Genomic DNA, 22,393 nt, shown 5'->3' on the forward strand with positions numbered 1-22,393 from the left:
TCATTCTCGCCAGCTGAGATACTGACTCAGAATGGTGCCGGCTCCGCATCAACCGGAGTCATCTCCCCCTCTCGCACATACGCTTCCTCGTCCGAGGGCTTATCCCACATCAGCGTGACGGTGCCGTCGTCGTTGAAGATCATCTGCAGCCCATCCGTCTCGGCCAGCAATTCCATCACCGAATCCCAAGCCTCGTCTGGATCGTCGTCCAGGCGGTGAATCGTCACCCTTCGCCCTAGCTGAGCCATTGGCGAGTTGATCATTGATGATACCCGCAACCCTAGCCGCTCCATTGGGGCCGGCTTCCTTGCTTCCTGCTTTCCACTCTGCTTCGCCATGTGAACCTCCCTACTACTGGACGTGCATACAGTATTCAGCGCGCGCCGATTAGGCAATGCAAAAACAAGCCGCAAATTAGGCATTAGCTATTTACAATTATTAGGCATTGGCTTATCTTGATTTCCAAGCCGCCCCGTATGAGTCCCTCGGGCGGCAAGGCAGAGATGCCTCGGCCAAGCCGGAAGCTCTTTAACAACTTGATGGACGCCGAGCTGGCCGATGCATAGCCAGCGGACCTACCGCGCACCGGTAGGCAGCGATTCGACCTAACGTCGGCGCTGGGCACAGGAGACCTCATTCGGAGGGCGTAGCTGGGAAAGTTGCGTGGTGGCGAGTACGCGTATGGCTTATGGGGCCTCGACCCCTTGTCGCGCCGAAAGACATTAACGGGAAAGCGACCGTTGGCCTGTGCAAGAAAATGAGAGATACCGGCCCGCTGAAGCTGGGCCGGATGCTCTCCAGGAAGCCTTTGGTTAATAAGGGTTTCGTGAAGAGCAGTTACTTCCTTCGGTTAGATCCAGGAGCGCCACCGGAAACCGGACGCCTTGGCGTGCGGTAACCCGACAGCGCATGAACCTCCTCCCTTTTAATGCGCTGCTCTAATTCATAAATTTCCAAGGGCAGCCCAGAGCCACGACCTACCGGCATGGCCTCAAGCTTCTCCTTGAGCATGTCTCTGACTCGCTTCAGCCGAGTCAGTCGCTCAGCGTGCGTTTCATTTGGCTTGTTCTTGGTGGTCATTTGCGCCTCCCTGATCCAGGGCCGCCGCCGTGAAAGACTTTAGTTTCAGAGTAAAGGGTCTCGCCCTGGCCTGGCTTGTAGCGTGTCTTCCGCTCGTTACGACACCCTTCACACATGACTGGAGGATTAACCCAATCAGCTCGATAGCTGAACTTAGTGGTTTTACAAAAGCGGCAATTCGCAACGACCCATCCGCTCTTAGGTGGCTTCGGCGGCAGTGGTTCGAATGGGGCGGGAATGGCGGGTGGATTTGCTATTTCCATCGCCTTTTTCAGCTGCATAAGTACCGCAAGATTCTTTGGGTCCATGGCCATCTTCCTGATATCACCATGACGAAGAGTATCAACGCATCGCTAAATTTTCACTCCTGCGCCTTCCCTTGAGGGCGCAGCGGGAAAACAACTGGAGGGAACCCAAATGGCAGCCTCTGATAAAGGCGTCATCGTCAAATACGAATGTGATCGCTGCGGCGAACATCACGACCACGAAAGCGAGGCTGAGGATTGCTGCCGGCCAGACGTTCACACCGTCTACATCTGCCCGGTTTGCGAGCAGGACCACGAGACTCGCGCCGAAGCTGAGAGCTGCATTGTTGGTCACGGAGATTTGCCAGGCGATTTGCCCGAGCACTGCCCGAGCTGTTTGCGGGACGCTGACACCGCGCAGCTTCGAGTAGAGATCGCAGTCGCCGGCCATTGCAGTACATGCAATCCGATCTACACGCCGGAAGAGAACCTGGTCATCAAGTATGCGCTTGAGCCTAAAGATTAAAAGGAATTCATCCCATGGAAACCATCACCGCAGGTAGCTGGCAGGGCCGCCTCGATGCAGGCCTGCCACGCCGGCAGCTCGAAGCGCTTTTGTTGGCCGCCAACGACATGACCCACAAAGAGATTGCCCGCCAGATGGGCATCGCTCCTGATAGCGCGCGCCAGCGCCTGGACGACGCGCGCTTCAAGCTGGGGATGCAGAAGACGGTGCGCGGCCTGTGCCTTGAGGCATTCAAGCGCGGAATCATCGCCCCGCTGATGGTTGCCCTGCTGGTTGGCGCCGGTAACGTGCAGCAGATGCAGCCTGTACGCCGGCCTGAAGCGCCTCGCGTGCAGGTGATGGCCCGCACACAGCGAGTGGATGACGTCTATCTCGCCGCCTAAGCAAAACCCTGAACTGGCCAGGGACAGACCCGCAAGGGCCTGCGATAACCCGAAGCCGCACGGGTGCCAGCAGCGGCGCAAATTGTGAGAGAGGTCTTAAAGCGGGCAGGCGCTCGGCCTCACTCAGGATATCCGGTCTAGATTCACTTCGAAGAAGAACCCCGCCGGGGGGCCCTAGTGGAGACCGGACGACGTCCGCCGGCGGTGCGTCGAGCTAAAAAACACCGGCAGCCGGTGCAGCGAAGTCCTTGTAAGACATACCGCGCTGCGAGCCGACCGACTCGCCCACGTCACGGGCGCCATCACCCGCCAGGGTGTATCGGGAAGTGGCCGACCCATAGGCTGACTTGACCATTTCCCGATGCGTTCTGCGTCGTTCCCCCCTCCCCCGGCTCCGGCCGGGTTTTTTACGCCCATCAAAACCGCATCGGCGGACGCCAGGCCAGCTTCACGGCTGGGCTTGGTCACCTACGCGCCTGGCGTCCGGCCAATGCGGTTTGCCAAGGAGAGCAGTCATGACTATCGCAGTACGAAACGTAGGCCCGTTCTCAGAGGTGGCCGGGCGCACCATCACCCAGATCATCCTGGCCGCTGAACAGATTGGGCTATCCAGCTGGCCTGTGAGCACACGCCGCGAGCCGGGTGGCCTTTGGATTCACCGTTACCGCCGTACTGAGGTTCGGGCATGAGCCCGGAGCAGCTGCAGCACGCAGTCGAGCAGTTCAAGGCTGCTGGGGGAGCAATCCAGATTGTGCATGTCGACGCCCGCAAGACGCATGAGCGCCTCACGCGGGCTGACGACCCCGCCTTGGTTGAAGCCCTGCGCCAGCATGCGCCGCTCGGAATCGTGGCGGCGGCGCGGGAGCTACGAAAGGGTTACGCAACCCTCTACCGCATTGCTGAGCGCCACGGCATTGCTCTGCAGTCCAGCAGGCAGGCCCGGCAACAAGAGCGTGCCCGGCTTGCCCCGCACGTACGCCGCCTGGCCAAACGCATGCGCCAGGAAGACATTGCCGCCGCGCTCGGCATCACCCGTGACGTGCTGCGGCACATTGCTAACGAACACCGCATCGACATAAACAGTCGCCGCCCATAACGGAGGGCAACATGCCTCGACCCATCATCGCCTCACAGGCGGCTACGGACATTCTCAAGATCAGTGACCTGATCGAAGTCGCCGGCTCGCGCCATTCCCTTGCACGCTGGTGCGTTGAAGGCGTTGAGTACGAATGGACCCGTGGCGAAAGACACATAGCCGTTCGCCGCGGGCTGCACCTTGAGCTGATCCGCCTCGACGAACCGACAAAGCGAGCCGCCAAGCGCGCTGTATTCCACGACGTGCGCCCCTCCTGACACCCATCACCGGACATTCCCATGCACAACCAAACCAGCATCCAGCTTCTGGAGCCTGTGCGCGCCCGCCTGGCCGAACAGATGGCTGCATTTGAGCGCCAGCACGGCCCGGTTACCACCACGCCCATCCAGGCCCGCGCAGAGGGCGCCAGCTATAACGGCCGTGCAGTCAGCGATGCCAAGGCGCGAAAGCGCGGCGCCGCAACACAGCGCAAGCAACCGCCGCTGCCCTTGGCCAAGCGCGGCACTCGCCAAGCCAAGCAGCAGGCGGTGCTTCGTGAGGTGTGGCCGTGAGATTCGCAGATCCTATAGACGCCGTACACCATGCGGCGATGATTTCACGAAATCCGAAGAGCTATAGGCCCTTTACTCGCTCTTATAGCAGCGGCAAGTTCATGGATTTTTTTCTTGCGGTCGCTGTAGCACTCATCAACTAATAGATCGATAACATTAAATGCGTTCTCAGCGTCTTTATGTGTAATAGCAGAACCAGAATGGCTGCCAGCATTTCCTAGCCAGCGAATAGCATCGAGCAAGTTATACTCGCTAGAGCTCTCAGGAAGTTTATGTATTCTATTTCCAAAACTTATAAAATTTCCCGGCTGGCCGGTTAGCACCCCAAGAGATGTCAGAATCTCCTCGGCTGCCATTCTCAAGCTGTTGCAGCATGCTGCCGGATTCGAGAAATACAATGCCGATGCTGCATCAAGATGCTTCTGTACCTCTTCAGGAGTAGCTGCAGGGCACGAAACAAACTTAAGGGATGGAAAGAAGTACTTAGGGCGTAAGTATTTCACCCAATGTCTAGTCCAATCCCCGTAATTATCTACCTCAATCTCCTCTTCTACATACCCATCACCTTGCGCGAATACAGTTTCTCGGCAATGAGGGCATTTAAGCGTTAGACGAAAAACAAGTTCCTCATATTCCAGCTCCCACCAATCCTCGCTCCGCGCCATGTCACTTGCAGCTGTTGCCTGAACAACTAGCTCATTAATCGAAAGTGGCGCGTTTCGACAACAGGGGCATTCCAAACTTGGAATTTGATTTTCAGCATAAGTAGTGATGAATAACGACTCGTCCAAGCTGACCTCCCGGGTGCTTCGGCTTCATGCCAGACCCGACATTACCCCGAACCCATTTCAAAGCGCCACTAGGCGAAAGGATTTGCTATGTCCGTAATTCAGCAACCCCATGCCTTGGATTTCCGCACCCAGTACGGCCTGCCCCTCACTGAGCAGGACGAGGAAATCAACGTCGACCTGTTCGCCGGTGGCGGCGGCGCCAGCACTGGCCTGGAGATGGGCCTCGGCCGACCGGTGCACATCGCCATTAACCACAACACTGCGGCGATCAGCATGCACGAAGCCAATCACCCGGGCGCGCTGCACCTGCAGACAGACGTCTGGGCAGTGGATCCAGTTCAAACACTGGCAGGCCGCCGCATCGGTTGGTTTCACGCCAGCCCGGATTGCACGCATCACAGCCAGGCCGCCGGCGGGCAGCCCCGCAAGAAAGAAATCCGTGACCTGTCGTGGGTGGTTATCAAGTGGGCCGGCATCGCCAGCCCGCGCATCATCAGCTTGGAGAACGTGAAGCAGATTCGCTCCTGGGGCCCACTCATTGCCAAGCGCTGCAAGAAGACCGGGCGTGTCATAACTCTGGACCTGATCAAATGCCTGCGCACCGGGAAGACGGTCAACCGTATTGCCGCCCCGGGCGAACGTGTGCCGCGCCACGAACAGTTCCTGGTGCCGGATCCGAAGCGCAAGGGCTCGACCTGGCGCCGGTTCTTGCAGCAGCTCGAATCGCTGGGCTACGTAGTCGAGCATCGGGTTTTGCGCGCCTGCGACTACGGCGCTCCGACCAGCCGCGAACGCCTGTTTCTGGTCGCCCGCCGCGATGGCCAGCCCATTACCTGGCCGGATCCAACTCATGCCGCAAAGCCGGCAAAGGGTCAGAAGCTCTACCGCACCGCGGCTGAGTGCATCGATTGGAGCGTGCCCAGCAAGAGCATCTTCGGTCGCAAGAAACCGCTTGCGACCGCCACCATGCGGCGGATCGCCAAGGGCATCCAGCGCGAGGTGATAGAGAAAGCCCGACCCTTCATGATCCCGGGCCCCGCTGGTGAGGCTGCCTTTATGTATCAGGCGAACGGCGGATTCAACACGGTCTTCTCGAAACCAATGACCGCACCGATGACCACGGTCACGAACACCGGCAGCCAGCAGCAACTGGTGACGGCGAACCTGGTGCACATGCGTGGCAACTGCGATGCCCGGGCGATGGATGATCCGCTGCACACGATCAGTGCCGGCGGGCAGCATCACGCCTTGGCAACGGCCTTCCTGTCCCGTCAGTTCGGGGCGAGCGTTGGCCAGGGCCTGGACGAGCCGGCACCCACCATCACAGCGGGCGGTGGCGGCAAGTCTGCCTTAGTGGAGCTGATGCTTACGCCCGATGCCGAGCAAGGGGCGCTGCGCTGTGCAGCTTTCTTGATGAGCTACTACGGCACAGACAACTTGTCCTCGCCGGGGTCGCCGCTGCCAACCATCACAACCAAGGACCGCCTGGCCCTGGTCACCGTCTGGATTGGTGGCGACCCGTACGTGATCGTCGATATCTGTCTGCGCATGCTGCAGCCGCATGAGCTGTACGCGGCTCAAGGCTTCCCGCCGAACTACATCATCACCCATGGGCATGATGGCCGGCGGTTCACCAAATCGGAGCAGGTGCACATGTGCGGCAACTCAGTGAGCCCGCCGCCCATGGCTGCGATTGCTCGGGCGAATGATCCGTGGCGGGAGCGGATGAAGCGCGCTGCCTAGCTGATCATTCTTTGCTGGGCAGCAATCGTGCTGCCACAGCCCAAGTGATTCGGGGGATTTTCCCTGACCCTAGATGACTGCCAAGCCATTCGCGAGCCTCAGGCACGCCGAATATGGCGCCGTGCTGCTTCATCTGGTTCAAGACATCTTTGGTTATTTCGTACTCGCCGCAGACTGGGCAAGCCAGTCGCTCGAAATCCTCTGTTGTCTGGACAGGACTGGCATCAGCTTCGCAGATAAAGCAATTCGTATTTTCCATATCGCCACCTCAGTTATCAGCGTTGCAACCTCAACGACTGTCGTGACCGAGGATAATCCGTTTTCGGCGGGGTCAAGGTGCGTTGCCGGAACCCGTCAACATGCAAGGGCAGACCTATGTCTGATAACCAGGCCGTGCCCTACGCATGGCCGCTAACCGCACTGGCTCTCTCGCTCTCCGGCGTGACTGCCCTATCCGTATTTCTGGCCATCCATGCCCTGATTGACGACCGTCTACTGGCCACGCTGTTCGCTGGAGCCGCTGTGCTGCTCGACTTGTTCAAGTACGCGGCATGGCCCGTGTCGCTGTACATGTTGACTGTAGGGCGACATGCCTTAGCTGTGCTGCTGATCGCGTGTGCCCTGGTCCTCGCCGGCGTGTCCGGATGGGCCACCTACGACAGGCTAATGTCGTCCATCATTGCCAGCCATGCGCAACACGATGCGATTCAGAAACAACGGATCACGGACCTGGAAACAGCTCGGAAGTTGGATCTTGAACGGCTGGAGCGTATCGAAGAAGAGGCACGGTCGGCGCAGGATCAAGGCGCGGTCATGCGTGAGCGAGGGATGGTGACCAAGGCGCTCATGCTGGAGACGACAGCGCAGCGGCGCCTGGACGCTCAGCGGTGGCAAGTTCGGGAGAGGCTCGATGCAAGTTCCAGCGAACTGACCGAGTTGCGCTCGCTGCCTGCGAAAGCAGCCAGCCTGCCACGCCAGTTGGCAGCCCTGCTGTGCCTAGGATTCGCGGCGGCGTTGGAGATCGTCCCGGCGTTGATCCTGTCGGCTGTGCGTCATTCTCGCCATTCGTTTCTTGAGGGGAAACCACAGCAACGGACACCAGAAACCGTGCCGGAAACCCCAGAAACCCTAGAAACCCCGGCTCAAATGCTGGAAACGGCGGCTGGTGATCAGTTGCCGGGAGACGATGCGGAACTGCTAAACGCCCTGCTACACCGAGCAGCCAGCGCCAGCCCCGGCGATAAAGTTCCGATCAAGGAATGGGCCCGCGAAGCCAAGATCGGAAACGTTAGAGCCGCTCGAATATTCGGCGCAGCGGTAACGCGCGGCGCCATTCAAAAAACCGAAGCCGGCTACGTCGTCGCGTAATCCTCGGCGTGAACGGCAGGCTCGGGCTTAGCCAGAAGGCACAGCCTTACCTCTTTTACCGCCCGACTTTCCACCGCCTGGCTTTCTTGTCGGCCAGTTTCCGCCGTCTTCGGGCTGATCCGAGATCGGACGCGCTTTTTCTATAGACCCGCCCTGCGGTCCGCTTTCCCCACCACCACTCTTAGTCATGGCTGATACCTCACGCGTGGATGTCCCCTCAGGGTAGACCCACCCAGCTGCGGGGTTTGGCCGGCTATCGCATAGGTATATATCCATGACCCGACCCGTCTACTGCCGAACCAGCGGCCTCCCCTTGAACAAATGCACTTGCCTGAAATGTCGGCTGCCTTCGAAAGGAGTTGAAGCATGATCACCAGCCTAAAAGACACCAAGATTCTGATCCCGGAAATTCCGGGCGACTGGACAGATCGTACCCGCAACGGCCACACCAACGAGTGGAACCGTATGTGGCCGCCAGGCCAGCCTCACCGCAACGGTCTTCCCGAAGTTATTCTTGAGCCGCCAACCCGTGGCCTGTACGCCGAGCGTATCGACGGCGCCTGGTACTGGGTGTGCGGCTGTGAGAAGTGCCTGGGCAATAGGGAAAAGTACAGCTACATCACCTGCCATGAGCATGACCGCTGCGAACATTGCGGTATCCATCGCCAGCAGATCACCGAGGCGCCCTGGGGTGTGACCGGCGGCTGGGCCTGCCAACCCTGTGTGACGGAGCAGAAAGCGCAACGCAAAGCCGAAGCCCTGGCTGCCGCCGCTACATCCGGCCATAGCAAATGGGATTGCCAGCTTACTGATGAAGTTGTTTGTCCTTACTGCGCCAGCAAGTTCGAGCCGGATGAAGACATCAGCAACGACTGCAACCATGAATGCGATGTGTGTGGTGGGGTGTACACCGTGGAGACTGAGTATTCGGTTTCCTACACCACCCGCAAGGTCGACGCCCAAGGAAATGAGGCATGAGCACTGTACTCCAGCCTTGCCACTGCGGTTATTCCGGCGCGCTAGAAGGAGTGCGGCACAGAGAAGGTTTCCTTTCGCTGTCCTGCCCGGAATGCCAGCGCACTGTCGAGGCTTTCACCCTGGCAGGACTGGCGGAGAACTGGAACAAGCCAGCCGATGAACAGCCGGAAGCGCCAAGCCGCTAACGGCGCTGACCTTAATCACTATCACAGCCTGCCTGGGCAACTGGGCGGGGAGGAATTGCTATGTCTGCAGCAGAGAAACTTGACTTCAACATCACGCCGGGCGCCTGGTTCCGTCAGGAACTCCTCTTCCCTGTCTTCGGAATCTCGTCCGAGGCGGCTCGCAAATACCGCTCCGGCGGCCAATGGTTAGAAGGCAAGCACTGGCGCAAGGACCCAGCCAACCGCATCGTCTACAGCCGCAGGGAGATTGAAGGATGGATGGGCGGCCAGCTGTGAGCCTGCAGGCAGGAGTGGCCAAGCTGCCCCCTGGCGTTGAGATCAATGGCAAACAGCTGCGGATCTCATTCATGCTCCATGGGCAGCGGTGCCGCGAGCCACTGCCTGGCATCGCCAAGATCAACAAGGCCAGCGTCGCCTACGCCGACAACAAGCGGCGAACGATCCTGGCCGAGATAAAGGAAGGGCGGTTCGACTATGCCGCTCACTTCCCGGAGTCGACTCGCGCGGCAGCTTTCTCCGGCGCCGGCGGGCCGGGCACGCGGCGCACGGTTAAGGAAGGCGTCGACCGCTGGCTGGAAGTGATGCAGGCCAAGAAGGCGAAAAGCACGTTCGACAACTACAAGAGCAAGTCTAAGCGTGTCGAGTCGAAGTTCGGTGCGCGACGAATTGTCGACGTGAGCAAATCCGATCTGGAGCTGTTCCAGGCGCACCTGTTGAAAGGAGGCCTTGCCCCTAAGACGGTCAACGACATTTTTACCGTGGTGCGTGGTGTCTGGGCCGATGCGTTCGGCGACGGGATCATCAAGACCAACCCGCTGGACAGAATAACGAATATCGACACCGACACGGACATAGAGCACGCGGACCCGTTCACGCGCGAGGAAATCGATCTGATCGCCGCGGCGGATCCTGATCGCGCAACCGACGTGCGAATGATCCTGTTCAACTGCTGGGCCGGCCTGTCCCTGTCTGAGATCGTCGCACTGGCTGTCGAGGATGTTGACCTTGACGCAGGCATTGTCCGTGTTCGCCGTGCGCTGGTGGTCGGAGAGTACAAGGTGCCTAAGGAGAGGTCGCGGGTGCGCACCGTTGAGCTGATCGACCCGGCTATAGCAGCTCTGCGGGCGGCAATCGAGGTGGCTAAGAATTCTGCCCCGATGCTGATCACCGTGACCCAGCGCGACAACGTGACCACCCGCAAGGAATCGATCCGCCTACTATTCAGAAGCTCGACGAGCGGCCTGCCCTGGAATGGGAAGACAGTCAGCACCTGGTTTACCGGCCACCTGAAGAAAGCCGGCGTCCGCCATCGGGGGGCGAACCAGTGCCGGCACACCTTCGCCAGCCAGGCGCTGTCCAGCTACGTCCCGGTGGAGTGGGTAGCCCGACAGCTTGGGCACGCCGATACGACGATGGTCCGCAAGCACTACGGTCGGTGGATCCCATCCGACACCAAGAGCATGGCCGGCATGGTCTCGCAGATGATGGGTTTTCGGACGGACTAGGGCGGCCTGCGGCGGCGTGGAATACCCTGTTTTTGTCCTAAATTTGTCCTAAACAGAACGCCAGAAACGCGAAAGCCCCGCTAGAACCAAGATTCTGCGGGGCTTTCGTCGTTTTGCAATATGGCGGGAAGATAGGGATTTGAACCCTAGGAACCATTGCTGGTTCAACGGATTTCGAATCCGTCCCGTTCGGCCACTCCGGCATCTTCCCAAGTCGGCGCGCATCATACCAGCTCATGTCCATTTGTCGAACCCTTTTGCAGGGAATTTTCGCGCAGGATCAGATGCTTGCGTGCGATGCGCCGCCGTTGTCAGCTCAAGCCGTAAGGCGGGTCAGCGCTTCGCGGTATTTATCGGCGGTTTTCTGGGCGACATCGGCCGGTACGGCGGGGGCCGGTGGCTCCTTGTTCCAGCCGGTGGACTCCAGCCAGTCGCGCACGAACTGCTTGTCGAAGCTCGGCGGGTTCTTGCCTTCGGCGTATCTGTCGGCCGGCCAGAAGCGGCTGGAATCCGGGGTCAGCACTTCGTCCATCAAGGTCAGGGTGCCGTTTTCGTCCAGGCCGAACTCGAACTTGGTGTCGGCGATGATAATGCCGCGGGTGGCAGCGTATTCGACGGCGGCGGTGTACAGCGCAATGGAGGTGTCGCGCACCTTGGCCGCCAGGTCCTTGCCGATGATGGCTTCGCACTGTTCGAAGGAGATGTTCTCGTCATGGTCGCCCACGGCAGCCTTGGTCGAAGGCGTAAAGATCGGCTGGGGCAGCTTGGCGGCTTCCTTGAGCCCGGCGGGCAGCTGAATGCCACAGACGGTACCGCTCTGCTGGTATTCCTTCCAGCCGGAACCCACGATATAGCCACGCACGATGGCCTCCACGGTCACCGGCTTGAGGCGCTTGGCGACCACCGCGCGGCCTTCCACCAGCGGCAGCTCGGCGGCAGGCACCACATCCTCTACCTTGTCGCCGGTGAAGTGGTTGGGCACCAGATCCTTGAGCTTGTCGAACCAGAAGTTGGAAATCGCGGTGAGGATCTTGCCCTTTTCCGGGATCGGCTCGTCGAGGATCACATCAAAGGCCGAGAGGCGGTCGCTGGCGACCATCAGCATGCGCTGGTCATCGATTTCATAGAGGTCGCGTACTTTGCCGGAATAGAGTTTCTTCAGGCTCAGAGCGGTAGGCGTGGTCATATCGGCGGTATCCGCATTCATTAAACGAAACAGGCGAAACCGAAGTTTCGCCTATGTTCAGAGCGCCGGGCGTACCCGGCGGCTGGCGCGTCAGGCACGCCTGTCAGCCAAGATTTTCCTGCAACTGGCGCAGCACGCGACGGGAGACATCGGCAGGCGCCAGGGTGTCGGCATCCTTTTCCAGGGAAACCTGCACGCTGTCGCCCACACGGGTCAGGCGCACCTGGTAACGATCACCGGAGCTGGTCTCATCGCTGCCGCCGAACAGGCGGGAGAAGAAACCCGGCTTATCGTTCTTCTGCGCACCCTTGGCCAGATCAACGTAGTAGATGCCCAGGCTGCGGTTGAGGTCATCGATGCGCAGGTCAGCCATTTCCAGAGCGCGCCCCACGTTCGCCCAGGCCCGGTCAAAATCGGTGCCCAGGTTCAGCAGCGGGTTACCGTTGCCGTCTTCGCTCAGGCTGACCCGGCTTGGGGTGTTGAAATCGCGTGCGGCCAGTGACACGGAACCACCTTGCACCGTGCTGCGTTCCAGACTGGTCAGCAACTCGTCCAACAGCGCACCATCCAGGCTGGTGTTGCTGGAGCGGCTGGGGAAGTCCACGTTTGCCGTGCTACCGGCTGGACGCTCGGCGCTGACCACGAAGACTTCACTGGTATTACGCTGCACGCCCGGCTCGATGCGCACCCGAACCCGGGTTTGCGCATCGGGCGCTGAGACTGCAACGCGGCCACTCAAGCGACGGGCCAACGAGGCTGGGAGATTGTCATAACGCTGCCAGTCGGTGCTGAACTCGCCGGTGCGAGCCTGCTCGCTGGCAATCCGGAAACCATTGCTTTCAAAGAACTGCCGGGCCAATGGCCAGACTTCGGCAGGCGGACGCTGGGCCAGAACCCAGCGCGACTCGCCACTTTTCTGCAGGCTGAACTCGCTGCCACTGTCGACTTGCAACGGCTGCGGACGCGGCACCTCGAACGTGCCACGGGTTTCCAACGAGGCAACCTGCCGGGGCACCGGCAGTAACGGATCGAGTGGCTTGGCCTGCACGCCTTCGGGCAAACGCATCGGGGCGCTCTGGCGCGCCTCCAGGTAATCGCTGCCGCGGTCACGGAAATAGCCATCCTGGCCCCAGAGCCAGCCGCAACCGCCGGTACTGGTGATGACCATGGCGAGTACAGACAGTCCGGCGAGTCGCTTCATGCGCAGTAGTTCCTCAAGTCAGGCCAGCACACCGGTCTGGCGCATGGCCTGACGCAGCGGCTCGTGGTAGCGCTCGCTGAGCCAGGTCAGCGGCAGGCGAATGCCGTCGGGCATCATGCCCATTTCATGCAGCGCCCACTTCACCGGAATCGGATTGGCTTCCAGGAACAGGGCTTTGTGCAGTGGCATCAGGCGGTCGTTGATAGCGCGAGCGATACCCGCTTCGCCACGCATGGCTGCAGAACACAGGTCGCTCATGGCGCGCGGCGCAACGTTGGCGGTTACCGAGATATTGCCTTTGCCGCCGAGCAGGATCAGCTCGAAGGCGCTGGGATCATCACCGGAATAGACCAGGAAGTCTTTGCTCACGCGATCCAGGACCTCCTGGGCGCGCTGCAGGTCGCCGGTGGCTTCCTTGATGCCGATGATATTGCTCACCTTGGACAGGCGCTCGACGGTCTCGGGCAGCATGTCGCACACGGTACGGCCCGGCACGTTGTAAAGGATCTGCGGAATCGCCACGGCTTCGGCGATGGCGCGAAAATGCAGGTACAGGCCTTCCTGGGTCGGCTTGTTGTAGTAGGGGGTCACCAGCAGGCAGGCATCGGCGCCAACGTTTTTGGCGTTGGTGGTCAGCTCGATGGCTTCACGGGTGCAGTTGGCCCCGGTACCGGCGATCACCGGAATCTTGCCATTGACTTGGTCGACCACTCGACGAATCACTTCGACGTGCTCGGGAACGGTCAGGGTCGCCGACTCGCCCGTGGTCCCGACCGCGACGATGGCGTCGGTGCCTTCTTGCAGGTGGAAGTCCACCAGCTTGCTCAGGCTGTCCCAATCCAGAGCGCCCTGCGCATCCATGGGAGTGACCAGCGCCACCATACTGCCCGCAATCATGCAACCGCTCCTGCCGGAAAAAGAGACCGCAATGGTACTGTCGGCTTTAGTCAGGCACAAGCGAAGTTCGGAGCCCGAGCATTCCCCTTGGCGCTGCTTTTCGCTACCCTTCGGCATCTGTTTGACGCCGCCTGGTGTCGACTTCATCGTTTTAGGAAGGTTGCATGTCCACCCCGCCCGTTCGTGAACAATTTTTGGTCATCAGTGCCCTCGGCCCCAATCCCATGGAACTGACCAACGTCCTGTGCCGGGCCTGCCATGAGAACCGCTGCCTGGTTACCTCGACGCACCTGAGCCGCCACGGTGAATGCAGTGCATTGACCTTGCAGGTGGCTGGCAGCTGGGATGCCTTGGCGCGCCTGGAAGGCAGCTTGCCGATCCTGGCCAAGCGCCACGCATTCACCGCCAATGTGGTGCGCAGCGTGCCGCTGGAGGACCGCCCCCAGGCACTGCCCTACGTCGCCTATGTCAGCGCCGCCTACCGGCCGGACATCCTCAACGAGCTGTGCCAGTTTTTCCTCGATCACAAGGTCGAGCTGGAAAACCTCACCTGTGAAACCTACGAGGCACCGCAGACCGGCAGCACCATGCTCAACGCCACCATCACCGTGACCTTGCCGGCCGGCACGCAAATCAGTTGGTTGCGTGATCAGTTCCTGGACTTCGCCGATGCGCTGAACCTGGACGCGCTGATCGAACCCTGGCGCCCGCAGAACCCGTAAGTAAGGAGTTGTCATGACTGTCAGCCTCGACCAACCGGTTGCCGACTTCCTGGCGCCGGCCACCAGCGGCCAGCAGATTTCCCTGAGTGCGCTCAAGGGTCAGCAGGTGGTGTTGTACTTCTATCCCAAGGACAGCACGCCGGGCTGCACCACCCAGGGCCAGGGCTTTCGTGATCGACACGACGACTTCCTGGCTGCCAATACCCGCGTGTTCGGCATATCGCGAGACGGCCTCAAAGCCCACGAAAACTTCAAGGCCAAGCAAGCCTTTCCCTTCGAGCTGATCTCCGACAAGGAAGAACAGCTCTGCCAGCAGTTCGACGTGATCAAGCTGAAAAAGCTCTACGGCAAGGAATATATGGGCATCGAGCGCAGCACGTTTCTGATCGATGCCGAGGGCGTACTGCGCCAGGAATGGCGTGGTGTGAAAGTGCCCGGCCATGTGGACGCCGTGCTGGCGGCGGCGCAGGCACTGCATCAGGGCTGATTTAAATTCCCAAAGAAAGACGACTTAGGCGGCGCATCCGCAGGATGGCGTTGAGCGCAGCGATACCCATTGGATTTGACGCTGATGGGTATTGGCGTGATGCCTCCGAATAGACTGGAAACGCCTCGCTCGCGCCTCAGCCCACCCTACGCATCTAACGCGGCAGCACCTTACGCCTTCTGCAACCAATAGCGAAACACGCCCGCTTCTTCTTCCTCGCGCAGCAGCGTATGCCCAGCCAAGCGGGCGAAGGCGCGAAAGTCGCGTTGCGAGCCGGCATCGGTGGCAATCACCTTGAGCACCGCACCGCTGGGCAGGCGATTGAGTTCCAGCTTGGCCTTGAGCAAGGGCAGCGGGCAGTTCAGGCCGCTGGCATCCACCTGCGCATCATGGGCCGGGGCAACATCAGTCATGGTTCATCTCCGATCAGGCGCGCAAGGATACCCAAGTCGCCGCGCCGCTGGCCAGCAAGCATCCGGCACGGCTAAAGTAAGATTCCCTTTCCGCCATGAGCCGCCTGCATGAATGTTTTGCGCCCTACCCTGCTGACGCTCGCCCTGTGCCTGAGCCAAGCCGTGCCGGCCAGTGACTTGCCGGCTCTGGGCGATGCCAGCTCGGCCATTGTCTCGCCGGAGCAGGAACACCAGCTCGGCCGTGCCTGGCTGAGCGTATTGCGCGGACAGGTCTCGCAACTGTCCGATCCGCTGCTCAAGGATTTCCTGGAAACCAGCGTCTACCGTCTGGCGGAAACCAGCCAACTGCAGGATCGGCGCCTGGAGTTCGTGCTGCTCAACAGCTCTCAATTGAACGCCTTCGCCGCGCCGGGCGGGATCATCGGCGTCAACGGCGGGCTGTTCCTGCACGCCCAGACCGAAGCCGAATTCGCCTCGGTGCTTGCCCACGAACTCGCTCACCTGTCACAACGCCACTTCGCTCGCGGACTGGAAGCTCAGCAGCGCATGCAGCTGCCGATGATGGCCGCGCTGCTCGCCGGGGTGATTGCCGCCGCTGCCGGCGCCGGCGATGCAGGGATTGCCGCGATTGCCTCGACCCAGGCGGCGGCGATCCAGAGCCAGCGTAGCTTCTCTCGGCAGAACGAGCAGGAAGCCGACCGCATCGGCTTGGTCAACATGCGCAACGCCGGCTACGACCCGCGCGGCATGCCCAACATGTTCGAGCGCCTGATGCGTCAATACCGCTACGACGCCAAGCCACCGGAGTTTCTGCTCACTCACCCGGTTTCCGAATCGCGTATCGCCGACACACGCAACCGCGCCGAACAATCCGCCAATGGCGGCAAGCAGGACAGCCTGGCCTATCAATTGATGCGCGCCCGCGCACAGCTGCAATTCGAGTCCACTGCGGGGCTGTCCACCAAGCGCTTTCGTGCCCAGCTCGAGGAAAATCCGCAGATGGACGCGGCGCGCTACGGCCTGGCCCTCAGCCTGAGCCGCACCGGCCAGCTCGAGGAAGCGCGCCAGACGCTGCAAAGCTTGCTGAACAAAGCACCCGACGACATCGCCTACAACCTGGCGCTGATCGAAATCGACGCCACCGCCAACCGCCTGGACGCTGCGCAACAACGCCTCACGCGTCTGCTTGCCCTGTACCCGAACAATTATCCGCTGCTACAGGAGCAATCCGAGTTGTTCCTCAAGCAAGGTCAGCCGCGCCAGGCGGAAGCGGTGCTGGACCAGTTGCTGAAAACCCGGCATAAAGACCCGGACGTCTGGTACCAGGTATCCGAAGTGCGCGGCCTGGCCGGCAATATCGTGGGCCTGCACCAGGCCCGCGCGGAGTTTTTCGCCCTGGTCGGCGACTATGACCAGGCCCTGGAACAGCTGGACTATGCCAAGCGCCGGGTCAGCAACAACTTCCCCCTGACCGCACGCATCGATGCCCGGCAGAGCGACCTGCGCAATGAACAGCGGCTGCTCAAGGAAATGCTGCGCTAGGTTCGCTTGGCCACTCTGGCCATATGGCGGGTTTCCCCCGTTCTACGGGCTGGCACGCAACCCGTGGGAGGCCCGACCTCGGGCCGAAGCCTTTAGCGAGCGAAGCCGTATGCTCCGCGTCATACCATCGCCTTCGCCGCGAGGTCACGACTCCCACATCGACAAACCGTGCTCGGCACAGGCTCCTACAAAATCGCACCATGCCGCGCCGAGAGGGAGCGCCCCACCGGGCCAGGCATGGTTTCCGCTGGGGCCACGGGAAGCAGCCAGCGCTACCCCCCGCTGGCATTCATAAAGCGCAACACCTGCACCTCGCCGCCCGTGGAGAATTCGTGGCGCAACGGTTTGCGCTGCACGGCGGCGTCGATGGCGGCGAGGATCGGCTGGTCGCTGGTGGGGTGGCGACGCAGCAAGGCGCGCAGATCGATGGAATTTTCGTGGCCCAGGCACAGCAGCAGGCGGCCTTCCACCGTCATGCGCACGCGGTTGCATGTGGCGCAGAAGTTGTGTGAATGGGGCGAGATGAAGCCGATGCGGCTGTCGGGAAACTCATTGGCTCGCACGTAACGGGCCGGGCCACCGCTGTGCTCAGCACTGTCGAACAGCTCATAGCGCTGGGCGATAAGCGCCCGCACCTCATCGCTGGAGCAGAAACTCTCGCCCCGCGAACGACCCACGTCGCCCAGCGGCATTTCCTCGATAAAACTGATGTCCAGACCGCGAGACAGCGCATAGTTCACCAGCGCCGGTACTTCCTCGTCATTGCGCCCCTTCATCACCACCGCATTCAGCTTGATGCGCGCAAAACCCACCTCGCGGGCCGCCTCGATGCCAGCCAGCACCTGATGCAAATAACCGGTGCGGGTAATGGCGCGAAATTTCGCTGCATCCAGGCTGTCCAGACTGATATTCAGGCGCTTGACCCCCGCCTCAGCCAGGGGTTTGGCCAGCTTGGTCAGTTGCGAGCCGTTGGTGGTCATTACCAGTTCACGCAGGCCGGGCAGCGCGGCTATTTTCTCACACAGTCCGACGATGCCCGGCCGCACCAGCGGCTCACCGCCCGTGAGGCGAATTTTCTTCACGCCCCGGGCCACGAACAGCGCGGCGACCCGATACAGCTCTTCCAGGCTGAGCACCTGCTGGCGCGGCAGAAAGGTCATGTTTTCGGCCATGCAGTACACACAGCGGAAATCGCAGCGGTCGGTCACCGACAGACGCAGGTAATCGATACGGCGGCCGAAGCCGTCCTGCAAAGGGGTGTTCATGGGCTACTTCCCGTTTTGAAGGGCTCCGGCTTCGTGCGGCGGACCGTTAATGCCTGATCCCCCGCTGAAGCCTGCATGGCCGTTACTGCACCAAGGGTGAGTCGGCGCCTTCCAGGTGAATGCCCTGGATATCCGCTTCACCCACCAGGTTCTTCAGGTACTGTGCCACAGCCACCTGCCAGACACGTTGATCCAGCTCAGCGCGAATGGAACCGGCCACCGCCTCATAGGGCAGCAGTTCGCCCTCGACACGTTGATCGACCCATACCAAGTGGAAGCCGTAGCGACTTTCCAAGGGCCGGCCGGCCAGACCGAGCGGCAGACGAAACAGCTGGCGCTCGAATTCCGGCACCGTCTGGCCCTTGCTGATCTGTCCGAGGGCGCCGCCCTGCGCTTTCGACGGGCAGTCCGAATGGACCAGGGCCAGCTCGGCAAAACGCGAGCCGTCGGCCTTGAGCTGCTCCAGCAGCGCCTCGCCGCGTTCCAGCGTGCGGCTGCGTTCTTCCACATCGTCCGCCGGACAGCCAAGCAGGATGTGCCGCGCTGCCAGCAGGGGCGCGCTGGCGAAACGTGCACGGTTGCTGTCGAAATACTGTCTGCAGGCCGGCTCGTCAGCACGGGGCATCGGAACTTCGCGCTCGACCAGGGCGCGCGTGGACGCCTCTTCCTCGCTTTCCCCGGCAGCCGGGCTCACCTTGAGTCCCAAGGCAGCGATACGTTGCTGGAGCAACTCGCGGATCACCAGGGCCTGGCTGGCCAGGAACACCGCCTCTTCCCGGCTGCCTGCCGGGTGATATTGCAATTCCTGAGCGATCGCCTCGGCGGCAATCGCCACGCCGTTAACCTTGATGCGCGGCCATTCCTGCTCGCTGGACGCGATCAGCTCAGCCGGAGCGGCCTTCGCCTGTTCAGACTCCTCCGGCTCGAAGACCTTCGGTTCGTGAAGCATCGCTGCCTCATAGGCGGGAGCCGCAGGCTGTTGATGCCCACCGCCGCAACCGCCGCCACTACCACCGCCACCACATCCGCATCCCATGATCATTTCCTCGCTGGGTGTTGCCTGGGCCGTAGGCGGGTACACCCCGCCGGGCCAACGTGGCGGGCTGAGCCCGCCCACGGATTCAGGGAATCAAGCCACCGGCTCGCTCACTTTCTTGGGCGCCACGCGGTGTGGCGTCGCCTGGACGGGCGCACGGTAGCCGGCCGGTGCCTGCACCGGCGGCAGGCTGCGACCGGTGTTTTTCATGCGCACGATCTGGTAGCGCCGGCCCAGGTACCACACCGGTGCGCTGACAATGTGCACCAGGCGGGTGAAGGGGAACAGCACGAACAGGGTCACGCCGAGGAACACGTGCAGCTTGTAGATCAGCGACACCGGGGCGATGGCCTCGGCGGCCACTACCGGTTGCAGGGTGACGATGCTCTGCGCCCAATTGCCCAGCATGATCATCACCGAGCCGTCCATGTGTCCGGTGGAGGCGACGATGGTGCCCAAGCCCAGCAACAGCTGCACCAGCAGTACGATCAGCACCAGCTGGTCCGAGGTGCTGGACGAAGCGCGCACGCGGGGATTGGTGAAGCGACGATGGATCAGCATGATCAGACCGATCAGGCACAGCAGACCAAAGAAGCCGCCCGATACCATGGCCAGCAGTTGCTTGTCGGCGCTGCTGATGACGTGGTGGTACAGGGCTTCGGGCATCAGCAGACCGACGAAGTGGCCGCACAGCACAAAGATGATGCCCACATGGAACAGGTTGCTGGCCAGGCGCATGCCCTGGGGGGCGAGCATCTGGCTGGAACCGGTCTTCCAGGTGTACTGGGCCAGGTCGAAGCGCGCCCAGCTGCCGATCAGGCAGATCGCCAGGGCGATGTAGGGATAAACCCCAAACAGCAGGAAATTGAAGTTAGCCATTAACGCACCTCCTGGGCCAGCGCGGCTTGCCCGTCATGCTTGAAATCAGTCCAGTGCAGCGGTACCGCCGTTTCCTCACGAGCCTTGCCCGGCCCGGAAGGCTGCGACGGGCAACGGTCCTGCTGTTCGGCCTGCAGGAAGTTCACCTGCTCTTCCTCCCAGATCTTGTCGAGGGCCTCCAGCGAATCGTCGCGTTCCTCGGCCGCCACCTGCTCGCGCAGTTGGGCGACCGCGGTCAGCGGTTGTCCGGCGATCTGCAGCAGCGCGCCGAAACATGCCGCGTGCGGGCTCTGGCGCTCCTCCAGGCGCGCGGCCAGCAGCGCCAGCAGGTGCGCCACATCCGCCAGGCCCTCGCGGGCCTCCAGATCGTCGCGGGTGGAGAGGTATTCCAAGTACAGCGGGATGTAGTCGGGCAGCTCGCGCACGCCGATGGCGAACCCGGCGGCCTCGTACTGGGCCATCAGGTCGACCATTGCCTGGCCGCGATCGCGCGACTCGCCGTGGACATGTTCGAACAGCAACAGCGACAGCGAGCGGCCCTTGTCGAACAGTTCGCTGTAGGCTTCCTGCACGTCCATCAGCTCGCCGCCCACCAGCTCCTCCAGCAAGAGGCGCAGTTCGCCGCGCTGCTCAGGGCTGATCTCGCGAGCAGTGGAGATGGCCTTCGCCAGCTCCAGATAGCCCTCACGTAACTGCTCGGTCGGGTAGTCGAGCAACAGGGAAATCACCTTGAGAATCTGCATGCTCATTCCTCCCACAACTGCACGGTCTGGATGATGTCGCGCTTGTTCGCCTTCTTGGCGCCAAACATGTTCACTTCGGAGCTGCCGCCACAGCCGTTGCCGAAGCTGAAACCGCAGCCGGAACGCTCAGCGAAGGCATCGCTCATGGCTTCTTCACGGTGCGCCGTGGGAATTACGAAGCGGTCTTCGTAGTTGGCAATCGCCAGGTAGCGGTACATGTCGTCGGCCTGGTGACGGCTCAGGCCGACCTTTTCCAGCACCTCCAGATCAAGTACGCCGTCCACCTGCTCGGCGCGCTTGTAGGCGCGCATGGCCAGCAGGCGCTTCAGAGCCAGCTTGACCGGCTTCTCGTCGCCGGCGGTGAGCAGGTTGGCCAGGTAGCGCAGCGGAATACGCAGGCTGTCCACGTCCGGCAGCACGCCGTCCATGCTCACGTGACCGGCCTGGGCGGCGTTCTGGATCGGCGACAGCGGCGGCACGTACCAGACCATCGGCAAGGTGCGGTATTCAGGGTGCAGCGGCAGCGCCAGCTTCCAATCCACAGCCATCTTGTAGACCGGGGACTGTTGCGCGGCGTCGATCACCGACTGCGGCACGCCGTCTTTCAGGGCCTGGGCGATGACCTTGGGATCATGCGGGTCGAGGAACAGGCCCAGCTGCTCTTCGTACAGGTCCTGTTCGTTGGGCGTGCTGGCCACTTCGTGGATACGGTCGGCGTCATACAGCAGCACGCCGAGGTAGCGGATACGGCCCACGCAGGTCTCGGCGCATACGGTCGGCATGCCAGCTTCGATGCGCGGGAAGCAGAAGATGCACTTCTCGGATTTGCCGCTCTTCCAGTTGTAATAGATCTTCTTGTACGGGCAGCCGCTGATGCACATGCGCCAACCGCGGCATTTTTCCTGGTCGATCAGCACGATGCCGTCTTCTTCGCGCTTGTAAATCGCGCCACTCGGGCAAGACGCCGCGCACGTCGGGTTGAGGCAGTGCTCACACAAACGCGGCAGGTACATCATGAAGGTATTTTCGTACTCGCCGTAGATGTCCGCCTGGATCTTGTCGAAGTTCTTATCCTTGCGACGCTTGGCAAATTCGGTACCGAGGATTTCCTCCCAGTTCGGCCCCCACTCGATCTTCTCCATGCGCTGGCCGGAGATCAGCGAGCGCGGTCGCGCCACCGGCTGGTGCTGGCCCAGCGGCGCGGTGTGCAGGTGCTGGTAGTCGAAGTCGAACGGCTCGTAGTAGTCGTCGATGCTCGGCAGATCCGGGTTGGCGAAGATATTCGCCAGCACACGGAACTTGCCCCCGATGCGCGGGTTGATCGAGCCGTCGGCATTGCGGACCCAGCCGCCCTTCCACTTGTCCTGGTTTTCCCATTCCTTCGGGTAACCGATGCCGGGCTTGCTCTCGACGTTGTTGAACCAGGCGTATTCCATGCCCTCACGGCTGGTCCAGACGTTTTTGCAGGTGATCGAACAGGTGTGGCAACCGATGCACTTGTCCAGGTTCAACACCATGCCAATTTGTGAACGGATTTTCATTGTGTCGACTCCTCAACCTGGACCCCAGCC

At 61.3% G+C, this 22,393-nt stretch carries 28 protein-coding genes and 1 tRNA gene; 15 read left to right on the top strand and 14 right to left on the bottom strand.

Features of this window, described 5'->3' with window-relative positions; translation table 11 throughout:
• Nucleotides 1–26: 26 nt before the first annotated feature.
• Nucleotides 27–338: a DUF1654 domain-containing protein gene (locus ACTV8E_RS04250; protein WP_443198609.1), complete on the bottom strand. Its 312-nt coding sequence runs from the start codon at nt 336–338 to the stop codon at nt 27–29.
• A 499-nt stretch (nt 339–837) separates the two neighbouring features.
• On the bottom strand, nt 838–1,080 hold the full coding sequence (locus ACTV8E_RS04255) for a hypothetical protein (RefSeq protein WP_443198610.1): 243 nt from the start codon (nt 1,078–1,080) through the stop codon (nt 838–840).
• A gap of 417 nt (nt 1,081–1,497) precedes the next feature.
• On the opposite strand from ACTV8E_RS04255, the gene ACTV8E_RS04260 reads away from it, so the two are divergent.
• The 6 genes from ACTV8E_RS04260 to ACTV8E_RS04285 all read left to right on the top strand — a co-directional run bounded on the left by ACTV8E_RS04260 (nt 1,498) and on the right by ACTV8E_RS04285 (nt 3,881).
• Nucleotides 1,498–1,851 carry a hypothetical protein gene (locus ACTV8E_RS04260; protein WP_443198611.1) on the top strand — a complete coding sequence of 118 codons (354 nt, stop codon included), beginning with the start codon at nt 1,498–1,500 and terminating at the stop codon, nt 1,849–1,851.
• Between the two features lie 14 nt (nt 1,852–1,865).
• Nucleotides 1,866–2,234, top strand: coding sequence for a sigma factor-like helix-turn-helix DNA-binding protein (locus ACTV8E_RS04265; protein WP_443198612.1), 369 nt, complete (start codon nt 1,866–1,868; stop codon nt 2,232–2,234).
• Nucleotides 2,235–2,749: 515 nt separating this feature from the next.
• On the top strand, nt 2,750–2,923 hold the full coding sequence (locus ACTV8E_RS04270) for a hypothetical protein (RefSeq protein ID WP_443198613.1): 174 nt from the start codon (nt 2,750–2,752) through the stop codon (nt 2,921–2,923).
• Nucleotides 2,920–3,330, top strand: a complete 411-nt coding sequence (locus ACTV8E_RS04275; RefSeq protein ID WP_443198614.1) for a hypothetical protein — start codon at nt 2,920–2,922, stop codon at nt 3,328–3,330. The genes ACTV8E_RS04270 and ACTV8E_RS04275 overlap by 4 nt, the downstream gene beginning before the upstream one ends.
• 11 nt (nt 3,331–3,341) lie before the next feature.
• On the top strand, nt 3,342–3,587 hold the full coding sequence (locus tag ACTV8E_RS04280; protein WP_443198615.1) for a hypothetical protein: 246 nt from the start codon (nt 3,342–3,344) through the stop codon (nt 3,585–3,587).
• A gap of 21 nt (nt 3,588–3,608) precedes the next feature.
• A complete protein-coding gene (locus ACTV8E_RS04285; RefSeq protein ID WP_443198616.1) occupies nt 3,609–3,881 on the top strand; it encodes a hypothetical protein in 273 nt (90 codons plus the stop codon).
• 44 nt (nt 3,882–3,925) lie between these two features.
• Here ACTV8E_RS04285 and ACTV8E_RS04290 read toward each other — a convergent pair whose 3' ends face one another.
• The gene (locus tag ACTV8E_RS04290) at nt 3,926–4,672 is read right to left on the bottom strand and encodes a DUF4145 domain-containing protein (protein WP_443198617.1); all 747 of its coding nucleotides are present in this window, start codon (nt 4,670–4,672) and stop codon (nt 3,926–3,928) included.
• A gap of 87 nt (nt 4,673–4,759) precedes the next feature.
• Between ACTV8E_RS04290 and ACTV8E_RS04295 the strand changes: the two genes are divergently transcribed.
• Nucleotides 4,760–6,415, top strand: a complete 1,656-nt coding sequence (locus tag ACTV8E_RS04295; protein ID WP_443198618.1) for a DNA cytosine methyltransferase — start codon at nt 4,760–4,762, stop codon at nt 6,413–6,415.
• 4 nt (nt 6,416–6,419) lie between these two features.
• Here ACTV8E_RS04295 and ACTV8E_RS04300 read toward each other — a convergent pair whose 3' ends face one another.
• Complete coding sequence (locus ACTV8E_RS04300) at nt 6,420–6,674, bottom strand: hypothetical protein (protein ID WP_443198619.1); 255 nt, start codon at nt 6,672–6,674, stop codon at nt 6,420–6,422.
• Nucleotides 6,675–6,790: 116 nt separating this feature from the next.
• On the opposite strand from ACTV8E_RS04300, the gene ACTV8E_RS04305 reads away from it, so the two are divergent.
• The 5 genes from ACTV8E_RS04305 (at nt 6,791) to ACTV8E_RS04325 (ending at nt 10,451) form a co-directional block, all read left to right on the top strand.
• Nucleotides 6,791–7,783, top strand: coding sequence for a hypothetical protein (locus ACTV8E_RS04305; RefSeq protein ID WP_443198620.1), 993 nt, complete (start codon nt 6,791–6,793; stop codon nt 7,781–7,783).
• A gap of 366 nt (nt 7,784–8,149) precedes the next feature.
• On the top strand, nt 8,150–8,761 hold the full coding sequence (locus tag ACTV8E_RS04310; protein WP_443198621.1) for a hypothetical protein: 612 nt from the start codon (nt 8,150–8,152) through the stop codon (nt 8,759–8,761).
• A complete protein-coding gene (locus ACTV8E_RS04315; RefSeq protein WP_443198622.1) occupies nt 8,758–8,946 on the top strand; it encodes a hypothetical protein in 189 nt (62 codons plus the stop codon). The genes ACTV8E_RS04310 and ACTV8E_RS04315 overlap by 4 nt, the downstream gene beginning before the upstream one ends.
• Nucleotides 8,947–9,006: 60 nt before the next feature.
• Nucleotides 9,007–9,222 carry a DNA-binding protein gene (locus ACTV8E_RS04320; RefSeq protein WP_443198623.1) on the top strand — a complete coding sequence of 72 codons (216 nt, stop codon included), beginning with the start codon at nt 9,007–9,009 and terminating at the stop codon, nt 9,220–9,222.
• Nucleotides 9,201–10,451: an Arm DNA-binding domain-containing protein gene (locus tag ACTV8E_RS04325; protein WP_443198624.1), complete on the top strand. Its 1,251-nt coding sequence runs from the start codon at nt 9,201–9,203 to the stop codon at nt 10,449–10,451. Before ACTV8E_RS04320 ends, ACTV8E_RS04325 begins: the two co-directional genes overlap by 22 nt.
• 121 nt (nt 10,452–10,572) lie before the next feature.
• On the opposite strand, the gene ACTV8E_RS04330 is transcribed toward ACTV8E_RS04325, so the two are convergent.
• The 4 genes from ACTV8E_RS04330 to dapA form a co-directional block, all read right to left on the bottom strand.
• A tRNA-Ser gene (locus ACTV8E_RS04330) sits at nt 10,573–10,662 on the bottom strand.
• Between the two features lie 105 nt (nt 10,663–10,767).
• Complete coding sequence (locus tag ACTV8E_RS04335; RefSeq protein ID WP_443198625.1) at nt 10,768–11,637, bottom strand: phosphoribosylaminoimidazolesuccinocarboxamide synthase; 870 nt, start codon at nt 11,635–11,637, stop codon at nt 10,768–10,770.
• A gap of 103 nt (nt 11,638–11,740) precedes the next feature.
• On the bottom strand, nt 11,741–12,838 hold the full coding sequence (bamC, locus tag ACTV8E_RS04340) for an outer membrane protein assembly factor BamC (RefSeq protein WP_443198626.1): 1,098 nt from the start codon (nt 12,836–12,838) through the stop codon (nt 11,741–11,743).
• 18 nt (nt 12,839–12,856) lie between these two features.
• Entirely contained in the window at nt 12,857–13,735 is an 879-nt protein-coding gene (gene dapA / locus ACTV8E_RS04345) for a 4-hydroxy-tetrahydrodipicolinate synthase (protein ID WP_251836775.1), read from the bottom strand.
• 164 nt (nt 13,736–13,899) lie between these two features.
• Between dapA and ACTV8E_RS04350 the strand changes: the two genes are divergently transcribed.
• Entirely contained in the window at nt 13,900–14,457 is a 558-nt protein-coding gene (locus tag ACTV8E_RS04350; RefSeq protein ID WP_251836776.1) for a glycine cleavage system protein R, read from the top strand.
• Nucleotides 14,458–14,470: 13 nt separating this feature from the next.
• Nucleotides 14,471–14,944 carry a peroxiredoxin gene (locus ACTV8E_RS04355; protein WP_251836777.1) on the top strand — a complete coding sequence of 158 codons (474 nt, stop codon included), beginning with the start codon at nt 14,471–14,473 and terminating at the stop codon, nt 14,942–14,944.
• A gap of 170 nt (nt 14,945–15,114) precedes the next feature.
• On the opposite strand, the gene ACTV8E_RS04360 is transcribed toward ACTV8E_RS04355, so the two are convergent.
• Complete coding sequence (locus ACTV8E_RS04360; protein ID WP_251836778.1) at nt 15,115–15,357, bottom strand: sulfurtransferase TusA family protein; 243 nt, start codon at nt 15,355–15,357, stop codon at nt 15,115–15,117.
• A gap of 108 nt (nt 15,358–15,465) precedes the next feature.
• On the opposite strand from ACTV8E_RS04360, the gene ACTV8E_RS04365 reads away from it, so the two are divergent.
• Entirely contained in the window at nt 15,466–16,899 is a 1,434-nt protein-coding gene (locus ACTV8E_RS04365) for a M48 family metalloprotease (RefSeq protein WP_251836779.1), read from the top strand.
• Nucleotides 16,900–17,171: 272 nt separating this feature from the next.
• Here the strand turns inward: ACTV8E_RS04365 and moaA are convergent, their stop codons facing one another.
• The 5 genes from moaA to narH form a co-directional block, all read right to left on the bottom strand.
• Entirely contained in the window at nt 17,172–18,164 is a 993-nt protein-coding gene (gene moaA / locus ACTV8E_RS04370; protein ID WP_443198627.1) for a GTP 3',8-cyclase MoaA, read from the bottom strand.
• A gap of 82 nt (nt 18,165–18,246) precedes the next feature.
• Nucleotides 18,247–19,113 carry a peptidylprolyl isomerase gene (locus tag ACTV8E_RS04375; RefSeq protein ID WP_443198628.1) on the bottom strand — a complete coding sequence of 289 codons (867 nt, stop codon included), beginning with the start codon at nt 19,111–19,113 and terminating at the stop codon, nt 18,247–18,249.
• 180 nt (nt 19,114–19,293) lie between these two features.
• Nucleotides 19,294–20,079, bottom strand: a complete 786-nt coding sequence (gene narI, locus ACTV8E_RS04380) for a respiratory nitrate reductase subunit gamma (protein WP_273535795.1) — start codon at nt 20,077–20,079, stop codon at nt 19,294–19,296.
• On the bottom strand, nt 20,079–20,822 hold the full coding sequence (gene narJ, locus ACTV8E_RS04385) for a nitrate reductase molybdenum cofactor assembly chaperone (RefSeq protein WP_443198629.1): 744 nt from the start codon (nt 20,820–20,822) through the stop codon (nt 20,079–20,081). Before narJ ends, narI begins: the two co-directional genes overlap by 1 nt.
• Nucleotides 20,823–20,824: 2 nt before the next feature.
• Complete coding sequence (gene narH / locus ACTV8E_RS04390) at nt 20,825–22,363, bottom strand: nitrate reductase subunit beta (protein ID WP_443198630.1); 1,539 nt, start codon at nt 22,361–22,363, stop codon at nt 20,825–20,827.
• Nucleotides 22,364–22,393: the final 30 nt, after the last annotated feature.

It is taken from the genome of Pseudomonas sp. B392_1p, assembly GCF_052245235.1.
GTDB classification, from domain to species: domain Bacteria; phylum Pseudomonadota; class Gammaproteobacteria; order Pseudomonadales; family Pseudomonadaceae; genus Serpens; species Serpens gallinarum.

Coding starts and splice junctions, on each gene's coding strand:
- ACTV8E_RS04265 (WP_443198612.1), top strand. CDS start 1,866: ATGGAAACCATCACCGCAGGTAGCTGGCAGGGCCGCCTCGATGCAGGC.
- ACTV8E_RS04355 (WP_251836777.1), top strand. CDS start 14,471: ATGACTGTCAGCCTCGACCAACCGGTTGCCGACTTCCTGGCGCCGGCC.
- ACTV8E_RS04270 (WP_443198613.1), top strand. CDS start 2,750: ATGACTATCGCAGTACGAAACGTAGGCCCGTTCTCAGAGGTGGCCGGG.
- ACTV8E_RS04315 (WP_443198622.1), top strand. CDS start 8,758: ATGAGCACTGTACTCCAGCCTTGCCACTGCGGTTATTCCGGCGCGCTA.
- narI (WP_273535795.1), bottom strand. CDS start 20,079: ATGGCTAACTTCAATTTCCTGCTGTTTGGGGTTTATCCCTACATCGCC.
- ACTV8E_RS04275 (WP_443198614.1), top strand. CDS start 2,920: ATGAGCCCGGAGCAGCTGCAGCACGCAGTCGAGCAGTTCAAGGCTGCT.
- bamC (WP_443198626.1), bottom strand. CDS start 12,838: ATGAAGCGACTCGCCGGACTGTCTGTACTCGCCATGGTCATCACCAGT.
- ACTV8E_RS04320 (WP_443198623.1), top strand. CDS start 9,007: ATGTCTGCAGCAGAGAAACTTGACTTCAACATCACGCCGGGCGCCTGG.
- ACTV8E_RS04295 (WP_443198618.1), top strand. CDS start 4,760: ATGTCCGTAATTCAGCAACCCCATGCCTTGGATTTCCGCACCCAGTAC.
- ACTV8E_RS04350 (WP_251836776.1), top strand. CDS start 13,900: ATGTCCACCCCGCCCGTTCGTGAACAATTTTTGGTCATCAGTGCCCTC.
- ACTV8E_RS04305 (WP_443198620.1), top strand. CDS start 6,791: ATGTCTGATAACCAGGCCGTGCCCTACGCATGGCCGCTAACCGCACTG.
- narJ (WP_443198629.1), bottom strand. CDS start 20,822: ATGCAGATTCTCAAGGTGATTTCCCTGTTGCTCGACTACCCGACCGAG.
- ACTV8E_RS04310 (WP_443198621.1), top strand. CDS start 8,150: ATGATCACCAGCCTAAAAGACACCAAGATTCTGATCCCGGAAATTCCG.
- moaA (WP_443198627.1), bottom strand. CDS start 18,164: ATGAACACCCCTTTGCAGGACGGCTTCGGCCGCCGTATCGATTACCTG.
- ACTV8E_RS04335 (WP_443198625.1), bottom strand. CDS start 11,637: ATGACCACGCCTACCGCTCTGAGCCTGAAGAAACTCTATTCCGGCAAA.
- ACTV8E_RS04325 (WP_443198624.1), top strand. CDS start 9,201: ATGGATGGGCGGCCAGCTGTGAGCCTGCAGGCAGGAGTGGCCAAGCTG.
- ACTV8E_RS04250 (WP_443198609.1), bottom strand. CDS start 338: ATGGCGAAGCAGAGTGGAAAGCAGGAAGCAAGGAAGCCGGCCCCAATG.
- ACTV8E_RS04260 (WP_443198611.1), top strand. CDS start 1,498: ATGGCAGCCTCTGATAAAGGCGTCATCGTCAAATACGAATGTGATCGC.
- ACTV8E_RS04285 (WP_443198616.1), top strand. CDS start 3,609: ATGCACAACCAAACCAGCATCCAGCTTCTGGAGCCTGTGCGCGCCCGC.
- dapA (WP_251836775.1), bottom strand. CDS start 13,735: ATGATTGCGGGCAGTATGGTGGCGCTGGTCACTCCCATGGATGCGCAG.
- ACTV8E_RS04375 (WP_443198628.1), bottom strand. CDS start 19,113: ATGCTTCACGAACCGAAGGTCTTCGAGCCGGAGGAGTCTGAACAGGCG.
- narH (WP_443198630.1), bottom strand. CDS start 22,363: ATGAAAATCCGTTCACAAATTGGCATGGTGTTGAACCTGGACAAGTGC.
- ACTV8E_RS04280 (WP_443198615.1), top strand. CDS start 3,342: ATGCCTCGACCCATCATCGCCTCACAGGCGGCTACGGACATTCTCAAG.
- ACTV8E_RS04255 (WP_443198610.1), bottom strand. CDS start 1,080: ATGACCACCAAGAACAAGCCAAATGAAACGCACGCTGAGCGACTGACT.
- ACTV8E_RS04365 (WP_251836779.1), top strand. CDS start 15,466: ATGAATGTTTTGCGCCCTACCCTGCTGACGCTCGCCCTGTGCCTGAGC.
- ACTV8E_RS04360 (WP_251836778.1), bottom strand. CDS start 15,357: ATGACTGATGTTGCCCCGGCCCATGATGCGCAGGTGGATGCCAGCGGC.
- ACTV8E_RS04300 (WP_443198619.1), bottom strand. CDS start 6,674: ATGGAAAATACGAATTGCTTTATCTGCGAAGCTGATGCCAGTCCTGTC.